This window comes from Streptomyces sp. NPDC052043 (assembly GCF_044548235.1).
Lineage (GTDB): Bacteria > Actinomycetota > Actinomycetes > Streptomycetales > Streptomycetaceae > Streptomyces.
On sequence record NZ_JBIUBT010000001.1, the window covers coordinates 667,859 to 680,149 of the forward strand.

Consider the following 12,291-nt stretch of genomic DNA (forward strand, 5'->3'; position numbering starts at 1 on the left):
GAGGTCCTGCCTTGACCACCGCCTCCGCGATATCCGACGGCGAACGCGCCGCCGAGCGCCCCGCCCACCGCGACGGCAACGTGCTGCGCTGGATCGGCGCCTACACCGCGTCGATGATCGGGGACAACGTCTACTACATCGCCCTGTCCTGGGCGGCGGTCCGCACCGGATCGCCCGCGCAGGCCGGAGTGGTGATGGCGGTCAGCGCGCTGCCCAGGGCCCTGCTGATGCTGGGCGGGGGAGTGATCGCCGACCGGCTCGGGCCGCGCAGGGTCGTCATCGGCAGCGACGTCGTGCGGTGCGCCGCCGTGCTCGCCGTGGCGGCGCTGCTCTGGACGACCAGCCCCGGCCTGTGGCCGCTGGCCCTGCTCGCCCTGGTCTTCGGCACCGTCGACGCCGTGTTCATGCCCGCCGTGGGCGCCCTGCCCGCGCGGGTGACGAGCCGAGGCCAACTCGCGCGCGTACAGGGCATGCGCGGGCTGGCGATCCGCTTCGCGAGCGTCGTCGGCGCCCCGCTCGGCGGCCTCGGTGTCGCCCTGGGGGGCGCCGCCGCGGCGTTCGGGCTGGCCGGGCTGCTGATCGCCCTGTCGGTGCCGCTGCTGGTCTCCGTGCGCATCCGGGACCTGCCACCGGACGACACCGCCGACGCCGGTGGCTCCACCGCATGGCGGGACCTGGTGGGCGGCCTGCGGTACATCCGCCACCACCGCGTCCTCGCCCCGCTGATGCTGGCCATCGCCCTCGGCGACCTCGGCTTCGTCGGCCCGCTCAACGTGGGGCTGGCCCTGCTGGCCGACCAGCGCGGCTGGGGCGCCTCCGGCATGGGCTGGGTGCTGGCCGGGTTCAGCGCCGGGGCCGGAGCCGTTTCCCTGCTGCTGGCCGTCCGGGGACGGCTGCCCCGGGCGGGGAGCCTGGCCGGCTGCTCGATCTTCGTCGGCTCCGCGGCCATGGGCGCCGTCGCCTTCGTGCCGAGCGTCGTCGGCGCCGCCGCGGTGGCCATGCTGGTCGGCCTCCTCACCGGCCTGAGCGGCGCCCTGTGCGGGGCACTGCTGCAGACCCAGTCCGAACCCGCCTACCTCGGCCGGGTCACCGCCGTCGCCAGTCTGGCCAGCCTCGGCTTCGCCCCGCTCAGCATGCCGGTGTCCGCCGCCGCGATCGGGGCCTGGGGGATCGGCCCGGTGTTCGTCGTCAGCGCGGCGGTGTGCGCCCTGGGCGGGGTCGTCGCCCTGGTCGCCCCCGCCCTGCGCCGCGCCGAACTGCCCACCTGACCGCGCACGGCGGCGCGGCGGGTTCAGAGCCCCAGCTGCTTGGTCTCCGACAGCTTCGTGACCGCGTCCTGGTCGCCGACCGCCTCGACCCGGGCCGCATTCTGCCGGCCGAACGCGAACAGCAGCAGCTCCGACGGCTCGCCCGTCACCGTCACCACCGGCGTGCCCCGGTGCGCGACGGCCGTCCGGCCGTCGGGCCGGCGCAGGACCAGGCCGGTGGGGATGCCCCGGCCCAGCAGCTTGGCGGTGCGCTCGAGCCGGGACCACAGGGTGTCCTGGAAGACCGGATCGAGCTCGCGCGACGTCCAGTCGGGCTGGGCGCGGCGCACGTCCTCCGTGTGGACGTAGAACTCGACGGTGTTGGCCGCCTCGTCGAGCTGCTTGAGCTGGAAGGGTGAGAAGCGCGGCGGGCCGGTACGGATCAGCTGGATCAGCTCCTCGTACGGCTTCGCCGCGTACTCCTCCATCACCTTCTGGAGGCGGGGAGCCAGCGGCTTGATCAGGACGCCCCCGACCGCGTCGGGACGCCGCTCGCGCACCACCACGTGCGCCGCCAGATCACGGGTGAGCCACCCCTCGCAGAGGGTGGGCGCCTCGGGACCGGCGGTCTCCAAGAGATCGGCGAGAAGGAGCCGTTCACGCTTGGCAAAGGTCGACATACAGCCAGCCTACGACCGCGTAGCGCGCACGCCCACTCGTCGACCGGCCACCGTGCGGCGACGAGCCCCCTCGGGGCCGGGCGCCCGAAGGCCCCGTCGCGCCACGGCGCCACCCAGTGGAACACCGGCCCCGGGCGGCGGCCCCGCGCGGCACAATGGCACCCATGACCAGCACGCCCGGCTCGCCCGCCCCTCATCGAGGCGCTTCGCGCCCCAGCGGTCCCTCCAGCAGCCTCGACCAGGAGATCGCCCGCCGCCTCAAGCGCAGCGCCGACGGCCTCCTGCCCGCCATCGCCCAGCAGTACGACACCGGTGAGGTACTGATGCTCGGCTGGATGGACGACGAGGCGCTGCACCGCACGCTGACCACCGGCCGCTGCACCTACTGGTCGCGCAGCCGCCAGGAGTACTGGGTCAAGGGCGACACCTCCGGGCACGTGCAGCACGTCAAGTCCGTCGCCCTGGACTGCGACGCCGACACCGTGCTGGTCAAGGTCGACCAGGTGGGCGCCGCCTGCCACACCGGCGACCGCACCTGCTTCGACGCCGACGTCCTGCTGAAGGACGCCGGTTCCGGCGCGGACACCGAAGGTCAGTAGGGTCAGCGGCCATGGACCTCGAGACGTTCCGCAAGCTCGCCACCGACCGCCGCGTCATCCCGGTCACGCGCAAGCTCCTCGCCGACGGCGACACCCCGGTCGGGCTCTACCGCAAGCTCGCCGCCGAGCGCCCCGGCACCTTCCTGCTGGAGTCCGCGGAGAACGGCAGCAACGCGTTCACCTGGTCCCGGTACTCCTTCGTCGGCGTCCGCAGCGACGCCACCCTCACCGAGCGCGGCGGGCAGGCCCACTGGCTCGGCACCCCGCCCGTCGGCGTCCCCGCCGAGGGCGACCCGCTCGCCGCCCTGCGCACCACCGTCGAGACCCTGCACACCCCCCGCGACCTCGCCCACGACCTGGGCCTGCCGCCCTTCACCGGCGGCATGGTGGGCTACCTCGGCTACGACATCGTGCGCCGCCTGGAGAAGATCGGCCCCGGCGAGCGGGACGACCTGCGGCTGCCGGAGCTGACCATGCTCCTCACCTCCGACCTCGCGGTCCTCGACCACTGGGACGGCACGGTCCTGCTGATCGCCAACGCGATCAACCACAACGACCTGGACACCGGCGTCGACGAGGCGTACGCCGACGCGGTGGCCCGTCTGGACGCCATGGAGGCGGACCTGTCCCGCCCGGTCGTCCAGCCGCCCGCCGCGCTGCCGCCCTCCGAACTGCCCGAGTACACCGCGCTGTGGGGCGGCGCGGACTTCCAGGCGGCCGTGGAGGACGTCAAGGAGCGCATCCGCGCGGGCGAGGCCTTCCAGGTCGTCCCCTCGCAGCGCTTCGAGACGCCGTGCACGGCGAGCGCGCTGGACGTCTACCGGGTGCTCAGGGCCACCAACCCCTCGCCGTACATGTACCTGTTCCGGTTCCCCTGCGGGGACGGAGACGCCTTCGACGTCGTCGGCTCGTCCCCGGAGGCCCTGGTGAAGGTCGAGGACGGGCGGGCCATGGTCCACCCCATCGCCGGCACCCGGCCGCGCGGCGCCACCCCGCAGCAGGACCAGGCCCTCGCCGAGGAACTGCTCGCCGACCCCAAGGAGCGCGCCGAGCACCTGATGCTCGTCGACCTCGGGCGCAACGACCTGGGCCGGGTCTGCGAGCCGGGCTCCGTCGAGGTCGTCGACTTCATGTCCGTCGAGCGGTACTCGCACGTCATGCACATCGTCTCCACCGTGACCGGACGGGTCGCGGCGGGCCGCACCTCCTTCGACGTGCTCACCGCCTGCTTCCCGGCCGGCACCCTGTCGGGCGCGCCGAAGCCGCGGGCCATGCAGATCATCGACGAACTCGAGCCGTCCCGGCGGGGGTTGTACGGCGGCTGCGTGGGCTACCTGGACTTCGCCGGAGACTCCGACACCGCCATCGCCATCCGCACCGCCCTGCTGCGCGACGGCACCGCCTACGTCCAGGCGGGCGCCGGCGTCGTCGCCGACTCCGACCCGGTGGCCGAGGACACCGAGTGCCGCAACAAGGCCGCGGCCGTGCTGCGGGCGGTGCACACCGCGAACCGGCTGGGACAGTAGGGCGTTTCTCACGTCCGGCACATGAACCCCGGATGACGCCGCGCCCGCGGTCCGCGCGATAGTGGAGTACGTGACTGCCCTACCTCACCCCCGTTCCGAAGCCGCCGACCCCGCCCGGTCCGGCCGCCGCAGCCTCGCCGTCGCCCTGCTCTGCGGCGCGCTCGGCGCGGCCGTGGCGCTGCTCGCCTCCCGGCAGCGCTGGGCGGAGGGCACCGCGACGGTGGCCGGCGGCGCCTTCCCGCTGACCGCCAAGGGCAGCGAGGTCACGGGCGTGCCCGCGGCGCTCGCCATAGTGGGCCTGGCCGCGCTCGTCGCCGTCTTCGCCGTCCGCCGCTCCGGCCGCGTCCTGGTCGCCCTGCTGCTCGCGCTCTCCGGCGCGGGCACGGTCGCCGCCGCCCTGCTCGGCGCCGCCGACGGCGCCGCCCTCGACGAGAAGGCCGCCCAGGTCTCCGGCGACACCGCCGCGACCGCCGCCGCGCTCGGCCACACCGGCTGGCCCTACGTCGCGGCCGCCGGCGGGGTGCTGCTGCTCCTGGCCGGCCTGCTCGCCCTGCGCTACGGCCGCCTGTGGCCGGGCATGTCCGGCCGCTACGAGCGCTCCGGCGCCCCCCGCTCCCGCGCGCCCCGCCCGGCGGACCCCGACCGCCCCGAGGACCTGTGGAAGGCCCTCGACCGCGGCGAGGACCCGACCGGCACCGGACCCGCCTGACCGCGACCCGGCCGGGACGCGATTCCCGCCGGGCCCGAACGGCGGTCGCGAGGAGCCACCCCCGATCACGTCGTGTGCACGCGTGCGGGACAATGGAGCCGAGCGTCCGGCTCAGACAAGAACACAGCAACGAGGAGCAAGTCATGGCGGGCAGCAGCCACGGTCACACCCCGGCCGCCTGGACCGGTGTCATCATCGCCTTCATCGGTTTCTGCGTCGCGGGCGCCTTCATGGTGATGGCCCAGCCGGTCGGCTTCTGGGTCGGCATCGGGATCGTGCTGGCCGGCGGCGTCGTCGGCGGCATCATGCGCATGATGGGCCTCGGCCAGAAGAACGAGCACCCGGTGCACCAGGTCGGCCCGCGCGAGGCGGCCCGCGTCGAGAGCTGAGGTCGCGCGGGGCGGGACCCGTACGACTCGACCGTGGAAGGGGCGGCCCGGTGCCGCCCCTCGCGCGCGGGTGCCCGGTCGGAGGCAGAATGCGAGGCGTGAACCCCGACAGCCACCAGAAGGTGACGCACGGCCGGACGCCCCTGCCCCGCCCACGCCGCGTCCAGGACGCCACCGCCGTCCCCGTCCGCGCCGCCTCCGTGCTCGGGCGGCTCGCGGTCCCCGCCGGGGTCCTGGCCGCCGTCGCCGGGGCCTTCGCCTACGTCGGGGCCGTGGACCCCAACGAGCCCGGCCACTATCCGGTCTGCCCCCTGCTGCGCTACACCGGTGTCTACTGTCCCGGCTGCGGCGGGCTGCGCAGCGCCCACGCCTTCGTCCACGGGGACCTCGCGACCGCCCTGCACGACAACGCCCTCGCCGTCGTGGGCTACCTGGTCTTCGCCGTGGGGTGGACGCTGTGGGCCGTGCGCGCCGCACGCGGGCGGCCCATGCGCCTCGTGCTCGGCCCGGCGCACCTGTGGAGCCTCGGTGCCCTGATGCTGGGATTCACTGTTGTCCGGAACCTGCCGTTCGGTGGCCTGCTCCATCCTTGATCGGGCACGGTATGTCCAGGTAGTGGGACCGCCGTCCACCGGATGCGAGGTCGGCGCCCACCTCCGGATACCATCGCAGTGACCACCGGTTCCGCCCGCCTCATCGGCTCGCGGCGGACCGCCGGGGGCCGATCGACCCGCTGGAACAGTCCACCGTCTGGAAGGGGGCCGCTCGCGTGAGTGTGCTCGACGAGATCATCGACGGAGTCCGTGCCGACCTTTCGGAGCGGCAGGCGCGCGTCAGCCTCGACGAGCTCAAGGAGCGCGCGGCGAAGGCGCCCGCGGCCAAGGACGGAGCCGCCGCACTGCGCGGCGACGGCGTCAAGGTCATCTGCGAGGTCAAGCGCTCCAGCCCGTCCAAGGGCGCGCTGGCCGCGATCGCCGACCCGGCCGGGCTCGCCGCGGACTACGAGGCCGGCGGCGCCTCCGTCATCTCGGTGCTGACCGAGCAGCGCCGCTTCGGCGGCTCGCTGGCCGACCTGGAGGCGGTCCGCGCACGCGTGGACATCCCGGTCCTGCGCAAGGACTTCATCGTCACCTCGTACCAGCTGTGGGAGGCCCGGGCCTACGGCGCCGACCTCGCCCTGCTCATCGTCGCCGCCCTGGACCAGCCGGCCCTGGAGTCGCTGATCGAGCGCGCGGTGTCCATCGGGCTCACCCCGCTCGTCGAGGTCCACGACGAGGAGGAGGCCGAGCGCGCGGTGGACGCGGGCGCCAAGGTGATCGGTGTCAACGCGCGCAACCTGAAGACGCTCGAGGTCGACCGCGACACCTTCGAGCGGGTGGCCCCGGAGATCCCCGACGGTCTCGTCAAGGTCGCCGAGTCCGGGGTGCGCGGCCCGCACGACCTCATCGCCTACGCCAACGCCGGCGCCGACGCGGTCCTGGTCGGCGAGTCCCTCGTCACCGGCCGCGACCCGAAGACGGCGGTCGCCGACATGGTGGCGGCCGGGGCGCACCCGGCGCTGCGGCACGGGCGCGGCTGACGCGAGCCGCTCACCCGAGTGGCCGCACGCCGGTAGAGTGTGCCGCGATGACCCTCCCGATCGCCGAACCCTCCCGGGACCCGTACGCCCGCCTCGCGCGCGGCTGCCGGCCCCGTGGTTGCCGCGCGCCCGCACGCCGCGTGCACGGCCGCAGGGTGCGGTACGTCATCGGCGACGAACCGGGCCAGGTCAACGGCATGCGATGGCGTCGCCCGCGTGCGCGCCACCAGCGGTGAGTCGAGCCGCGTCGTCCGGTCTCCAGTCGGTCGCCCCGGTCCCCGCCGCTCCCGGCCCCCGCCGTCGTACCCCGACCGCGGTTCGGCCGCCGGCCCGGTGGCCCGCCCGCTGACGCCCGTGCCGGTACGCACGGAGCACGGCACGGCACGCGCACGCGACCACCGTGACCCTCAGACCGACCGATCCCGGGGCAGACGCCCCCTGTGAGGTATCCGCATGCCCAGCGAGTTCTTCATCCCCGACCCGGAGGGCCAGGTGCCGAGCGCCGAGGGCTACTTCGGCGCGTTCGGCGGCAAGTTCATCCCGGAGGCGCTGGTCGCCGCCGTGGACGAGGTCGCCGTCGAGTACGACAAGGCCAAGGCCGACCCCGAGTTCGCCCGCGAACTCGACGACCTGCTCGCCCACTACACCGGCCGCCCCAGCGCCCTGACCGAGGTGCCCCGCTTCGCCGAGCACGCCGGCGGCGCCCGGGTGTTCCTCAAGCGCGAGGACCTCAACCACACCGGCTCCCACAAGATCAACAACGTGCTCGGCCAGGCCCTGCTCACCCAGCGGATGGGCAAGACCCGGGTGATCGCCGAGACCGGCGCCGGGCAGCACGGCGTCGCGACCGCCACCGCCTGCGCGCTCTTCGGCCTCCAGTGCACGATCTACATGGGTGAGATCGACACGAAGCGACAGGCCCTGAACGTGGCCCGGATGCGCATGCTCGGCGCCGAGGTCGTCGCCGTGAAGTCCGGCAGCCGCACCCTGAAGGACGCCATCAACGAGGCGTTCCGCGACTGGGTGGCCAACGTCGACCGCACCCACTACCTGTTCGGGACCGTCGCCGGACCGCACCCCTTCCCAGCCATGGTCCGCGACTTCCACCGGGTCATCGGCGTCGAGGCACGGCGTCAGATCCTGGAGCGCGCCGGGCGGCTGCCCGACGCGGCCGTCGCCTGCGTCGGCGGCGGCTCCAACGCCATCGGCCTCTTCCACGCCTTCATCCCGGACGCCGGCGTCCGCCTCGTCGGGTGCGAGCCCGCCGGGCACGGCATCGAGACCGGCGAGCACGCGGCCACCCTGACCGCGGGCGAGCCCGGCATCCTGCACGGCTCCCGCTCCTACGTCCTCCAGGACGACGAGGGCCAGATCACCGAGCCGTACTCCATCTCCGCCGGCCTGGACTACCCGGGCATCGGCCCCGAGCACTCCTACCTCAAGGACTCCGGCCGCGGTGAGTACCGCGCGGTCACCGACGACGCCGCCATGCAGGCCCTGCGGCTGTTGTCGCGCACCGAGGGCATCATCCCGGCGATCGAGAGCGCGCACGCGCTGGCCGGCGCCCTCGAGGTGGGCCGGGAACTGGGCGAGGACGGGCTGATCGTGGTCAACCTCTCCGGCCGCGGCGACAAGGACATGGACACCGCCGCCCGCTACTTCGGCCTGTACGACACCGACGCCGCGGTGGCCGCCGACGCGGCCGACACCGCCGAGATCGAGGGGGACGCCAAGTGAGCGCGACCACGACGACCGGTGGACAGGGCCGGCTGCTGGCCGACACCCTGGCCGCCGCCAAGGCCGAAGGCCGGTCCGCCCTCATCGCCTATCTGCCGGCCGGGTTCCCGACCGTGGACGGCGGCATCGAGGCCGTCAAGGCGGTCTTCGACGGCGGCGCCGACGTCGTCGAGGTCGGGCTGCCGCACAGCGACCCGGTCCTGGACGGCCCCGTCATCCAGACGGCCGACGACATCGCCCTGCGCGGCGGCGTCAGGATCGCGGACGTCATGCGCACGGTGAAGGAGGCCCACGCGGCCACCGGCAAGCCGGTGCTCGTCATGACGTACTGGAACCCGGTCGACCGCTACGGCGTGGAACGGTTCACCGCCGAACTCGCCGAGGCGGGCGGCGCCGGCTGCATCCTGCCGGACCTGCCGGTCCAGGAGTCGGCCCTGTGGCGGGAGCACGCCGAGAAGCACGGCCTGGCGACGGTGTTCGTCGTCGCGCCCAGCAGCAAGGACGAGCGGCTCGCCGAGATCACCGCGGCCGGCTCCGGATTCGTCTACGCCGCCTCCCTGATGGGCGTCACCGGCACCCGTGAGTCGGTGGGCTCACAGGCCCAGGACCTGGTGGAACGCACCCGGGCCACGGGCACGGGCCTGCCCGTCTGCGTCGGCCTCGGCGTCTCCGACCGCGCCCAGGCCGCGGAGGTCGCCGGCTTCGCCGACGGTGTGATCGTCGGTTCGGCCTTCGTCAAGCGGATGCTGGAGGCCCCGGACCCGGCGGCCGGTGTCGAGGCCGTCCGCGCCCTCGCGGGCGAGCTGGCGAGCGGGGTGCGCCGGCAGGCGTGACGACGGCCGCGGCACCGCCCTCGATCGCCCGAACGAGTGGTCCGGGCACCGGGGAGGCACATTGCGCCTCCCCGGTTCGTTCAGGGGGGTGTGAGCGAGAAGAACCATCAGGGAAAGCGCAGCGCCAGACAGCGCCTGGCGGCCGAGCGCGAGAAGCAGAAGTCCGCGGAGAGGCGGCGGCGCACGCTGATCGTGGCCGCGACCGTGGTCTGCGTCCTGGGCCTGGCGGCGGTGATCGGCGTGGTGGCCGCCAACTCCGGCAAGCACAAGAGCAGCAGCGCGGGCCCGGTCGTGGCGCCCTCCGGCGCGCAGGGCAAGGACAGCCTGGCGATCCCGGTCGGCCGGGACGGAGCCAAGTCGACGCTCACCGTGTGGGAGGACTTCCGCTGCCCGGCCTGCCAGGCCTTCGAGACGGCGTACCGGCCGACGATCCGCGAGCTGACCGACTCCGGCAAGCTCAGAATCGAGTACCACCTGGTCAGGCTGATCGACGGCAACCTCGGGGGCACCGGCTCCCTGCGCGCGGCCAACGCGGCCGCCTGCGCCCAGGACACCGGCAAGTTCCCCGCCTACCACAACGTGCTCTATGAGAACCAGCCCAAGGAGACCGACGACGCCTTCGCCGACAACACCAAGCTCATCCAGCTCGCGGGCAAGGTGAGTGGCCTGAACACCCCGGCCTTCGACAAGTGCGTCAAGGACGGCACGCACGACGGCTGGGTCGACAAGTCCCACCAGGCCTTCCAGGCCGGCAGCTTCTCGGGCACCCCGACCGTCCTGCTGAACGGGAAGAACATCCTCCAGGACCAGACGATGACCCCGGCGAAGCTGAAGCAGATGGTGGAGGCGGCCGACACCAAATGAGTGAGGCACGAACCGCCCGTTATGGACCCGTAGCCGGGCTGCTTGCGGCCGTCCCGCTCCGGCTGCGGTAGCGTCGACCCTGCCATGGAACTTGCCTACATTCCCAGCCCGTCGCGCGGTGTGCTGTACCTCGGCCCGATTCCGTTGCGCGGCTACGCGTTCTGCATCATCATCGGCGTCTTCGTTGCCGTCTGGCTCGGCAACAAGCGCTGGATCGCCCGGGGCGGGCGGACCGGCACGGTGGCCGACATCGCGGTCTGGGCCGTGCCCTTCGGCCTGGTCGGCGGACGCCTCTACCACGTGATCACGGACTACGAGCTGTACTTCAGCGAGGGCCGTGACTGGGTGGACGCCTTCAAGGTGTGGGAGGGCGGCCTCGGTATCTGGGGCGCGATCGCGCTCGGCGGGCTCGGCGCCTGGATCGGCGCCCGGCGCCGGGGCATCCCGATGCCCGCGTACGCCGACGCCGTGGCCCCGGGCATCGCCTTCGCCCAGGCGATCGGCCGCTGGGGCAACTGGTTCAACCAGGAGCTGTACGGCAGCGAGACGCACGTTCCGTGGGCGCTGCACATCACCTCCGCGACGGACGGCCGGATGCCGGGGTACTACCACCCGACGTTCCTGTACGAGTCCCTGTGGTGCGTCGGTGTCGGCTTCCTGGTCATCTGGGCCGACCGCCGCTTCAAGCTGGGCCACGGACGGGCGTTCGCGCTGTACGTCGCCGCGTACTGCGTGGGCCGCGCCTGGATCGAGTACATGCGCGTCGACGACGCCCACCACTTCCTGGGCGTGCGGCTCAACGACTGGACGGCGCTGCTCGTCTTCCTGCTCGCGGTGGCCTACATCTGGGTGTCCGCCAAGAAGCGGCCGGGCCGCGAACCGCAGGTCGAGCCGGACCTGGCACCCTCCGAGGAGGCGGCCGCGGACGGGACCGGCGCGGGCACCGAGGACGAGAAGCCGGCCGGAGAGCGGGACGCGCAGGGCACGGAGGACGCGCGAGCGACCGCCGACGTGTCCTCCGGAGCGACGGACAGCGCGAACGACGATGCGAAGGACGACCTGAAGGACGGAGCCGAGTCGGCGCGGAAGAGCTGACGGCCGGCCGGTCGTACGCAGGCGAGGGCGCCCCGGACCACCGGGGCGCCCTCGCTGTTCGGCGCCCGGAGGTCAGGTCGCGAACGAGCGCGACCACGCAAAACCGCAGGTTAGCCCAGCCTTCCCTTGCTGGCGGCGGTGAAATTTCGAGCGTAGATTCGGTGTTGTCGAAAAATAGACCTCGTCCAAAAGTCAGCCTTACCTAAGTTCGCGCCCAGCTCGCAGGGGGACCACGCCATGGCCATCATCGACACCGAAGCGACGCTCCACGAGGCGCACCGCGACAACCACACGCACCGCGACGTGAACGGTGGCTGGCTGCGCCCCGCGGTCTTCGGCGCGATGGACGGCCTGGTCTCCAACCTCGCCCTGATGACCGGTGTGGCGGGCGGCGCGGTGGGCCAGCAGACCATCGTCCTCACCGGCCTCGCGGGCCTTGCGGCGGGTGCCTTCTCCATGGCCGCCGGCGAGTACACCTCCGTCGCCTCGCAGCGCGAGCTGGTCCAGGCCGAGCTGGACGTCGAGCGCCGCGAGCTGCGCAAGCACCCGGAGGACGAGGAGCGGGAGCTCGCCGCCCTGTACGTCTCGCGCGGCGTGGAGCCCGGGCTCGCCGAGGAGGTGGCCCGGCAGCTGTCGAAGGATCCCGAGCAGGCCCTGGAGATTCACGCCCGGGAGGAGCTGGGGATCGACCCTGGCGACCTGCCCTCCCCGCTGGTGGCCGCGGTGTCGTCGTTCGGTTCGTTCGCGCTCGGCGCGCTCCTGCCGCTGCTGCCGTACCTGCTGGGCGCCTCCGCGCTGTGGCCGGCCGTGCTGCTCGCCCTCGTCGGACTGTTCGCCTGTGGCGCGGTGGTGGCCAAGGTGACGGCGCGGACCTGGTGGTACAGCGGTTTGCGGCAGCTTGCCCTGGGTGGTGCCGCCGCCGCTGTGACCTACGCCCTGGGCACCCTGTTCGGAACCGCCGTAGGATGAGCCCGCTGACGCTTATGCGCATCGCCGTATAAGTACACCGTCGCTCGTCCACTCGTTGGTTTCG

The 12,291-nt window shown here is 73.4% G+C and carries 14 protein-coding genes; 13 read left to right on the forward strand and 1 reads right to left on the reverse strand.

Annotated features, from left to right (window positions below; translation table 11 throughout):
• Nucleotides 1–11: 11 nt before the first annotated feature.
• On the forward strand, nucleotides 12–1,268 hold the full coding sequence (locus tag ACIHCX_RS02955; RefSeq protein ID WP_400025962.1) for an MFS transporter: 1,257 nt from the start codon (nucleotides 12–14) through the stop codon (nucleotides 1,266–1,268).
• Between the two features lie 23 nt (nucleotides 1,269–1,291).
• Here ACIHCX_RS02955 and ACIHCX_RS02960 read toward each other — a convergent pair whose 3' ends face one another.
• Nucleotides 1,292–1,927, reverse strand: coding sequence for a TIGR03085 family metal-binding protein (locus ACIHCX_RS02960; protein ID WP_400025964.1), 636 nt, complete (start codon nucleotides 1,925–1,927; stop codon nucleotides 1,292–1,294).
• Nucleotides 1,928–2,091: 164 nt separating this feature from the next.
• On the opposite strand from ACIHCX_RS02960, the gene hisI reads away from it, so the two are divergent.
• The 12 genes from hisI to ACIHCX_RS03020 all read left to right on the forward strand — a co-directional run bounded on the left by hisI (nucleotide 2,092) and on the right by ACIHCX_RS03020 (nucleotide 12,227).
• Nucleotides 2,092–2,526 (forward strand): phosphoribosyl-AMP cyclohydrolase, encoded by a 435-nt coding sequence (gene hisI, locus ACIHCX_RS02965; protein WP_400025966.1) that lies wholly within the window; start codon nucleotides 2,092–2,094, stop codon nucleotides 2,524–2,526.
• 11 nt (nucleotides 2,527–2,537) lie between these two features.
• Nucleotides 2,538–4,052: an anthranilate synthase component I gene (locus ACIHCX_RS02970; protein WP_400025968.1), complete on the forward strand. Its 1,515-nt coding sequence runs from the start codon at nucleotides 2,538–2,540 to the stop codon at nucleotides 4,050–4,052.
• A 61-nt stretch (nucleotides 4,053–4,113) separates the two neighbouring features.
• A complete protein-coding gene (locus ACIHCX_RS02975; RefSeq protein ID WP_400025969.1) occupies nucleotides 4,114–4,761 on the forward strand; it encodes a TIGR02234 family membrane protein in 648 nt (215 codons plus the stop codon).
• 143 nt (nucleotides 4,762–4,904) lie between these two features.
• Nucleotides 4,905–5,150, forward strand: a complete 246-nt coding sequence (locus tag ACIHCX_RS02980; RefSeq protein ID WP_400025970.1) for an HGxxPAAW family protein — start codon at nucleotides 4,905–4,907, stop codon at nucleotides 5,148–5,150.
• A gap of 89 nt (nucleotides 5,151–5,239) precedes the next feature.
• Entirely contained in the window at nucleotides 5,240–5,743 is a 504-nt protein-coding gene (locus tag ACIHCX_RS02985) for a DUF2752 domain-containing protein (RefSeq protein WP_400025972.1), read from the forward strand.
• A gap of 176 nt (nucleotides 5,744–5,919) precedes the next feature.
• Nucleotides 5,920–6,729, forward strand: coding sequence for an indole-3-glycerol phosphate synthase TrpC (gene trpC / locus ACIHCX_RS02990; protein ID WP_400025974.1), 810 nt, complete (start codon nucleotides 5,920–5,922; stop codon nucleotides 6,727–6,729).
• Nucleotides 6,730–6,776: 47 nt separating this feature from the next.
• Nucleotides 6,777–6,965, forward strand: a complete 189-nt coding sequence (gene trpM, locus ACIHCX_RS02995) for a tryptophan biosynthesis modulator TrpM (protein WP_361411586.1) — start codon at nucleotides 6,777–6,779, stop codon at nucleotides 6,963–6,965.
• Between the two features lie 217 nt (nucleotides 6,966–7,182).
• Entirely contained in the window at nucleotides 7,183–8,466 is a 1,284-nt protein-coding gene (trpB, locus tag ACIHCX_RS03000; RefSeq protein WP_400025976.1) for a tryptophan synthase subunit beta, read from the forward strand.
• Nucleotides 8,463–9,299 (forward strand): tryptophan synthase subunit alpha, encoded by an 837-nt coding sequence (gene trpA / locus ACIHCX_RS03005; RefSeq protein ID WP_400025978.1) that lies wholly within the window; start codon nucleotides 8,463–8,465, stop codon nucleotides 9,297–9,299. The genes trpB and trpA overlap by 4 nt, the downstream gene beginning before the upstream one ends.
• 90 nt (nucleotides 9,300–9,389) lie before the next feature.
• Nucleotides 9,390–10,163, forward strand: a complete 774-nt coding sequence (locus ACIHCX_RS03010; protein WP_400025980.1) for a DsbA family protein — start codon at nucleotides 9,390–9,392, stop codon at nucleotides 10,161–10,163.
• An 84-nt stretch (nucleotides 10,164–10,247) separates the two neighbouring features.
• A complete protein-coding gene (gene lgt, locus ACIHCX_RS03015) occupies nucleotides 10,248–11,258 on the forward strand; it encodes a prolipoprotein diacylglyceryl transferase (protein ID WP_400025982.1) in 1,011 nt (336 codons plus the stop codon).
• 237 nt (nucleotides 11,259–11,495) lie between these two features.
• A complete protein-coding gene (locus ACIHCX_RS03020; protein ID WP_400025983.1) occupies nucleotides 11,496–12,227 on the forward strand; it encodes a VIT1/CCC1 transporter family protein in 732 nt (243 codons plus the stop codon).
• The last annotated feature ends 64 nt before the right edge of the window (nucleotides 12,228–12,291 follow it).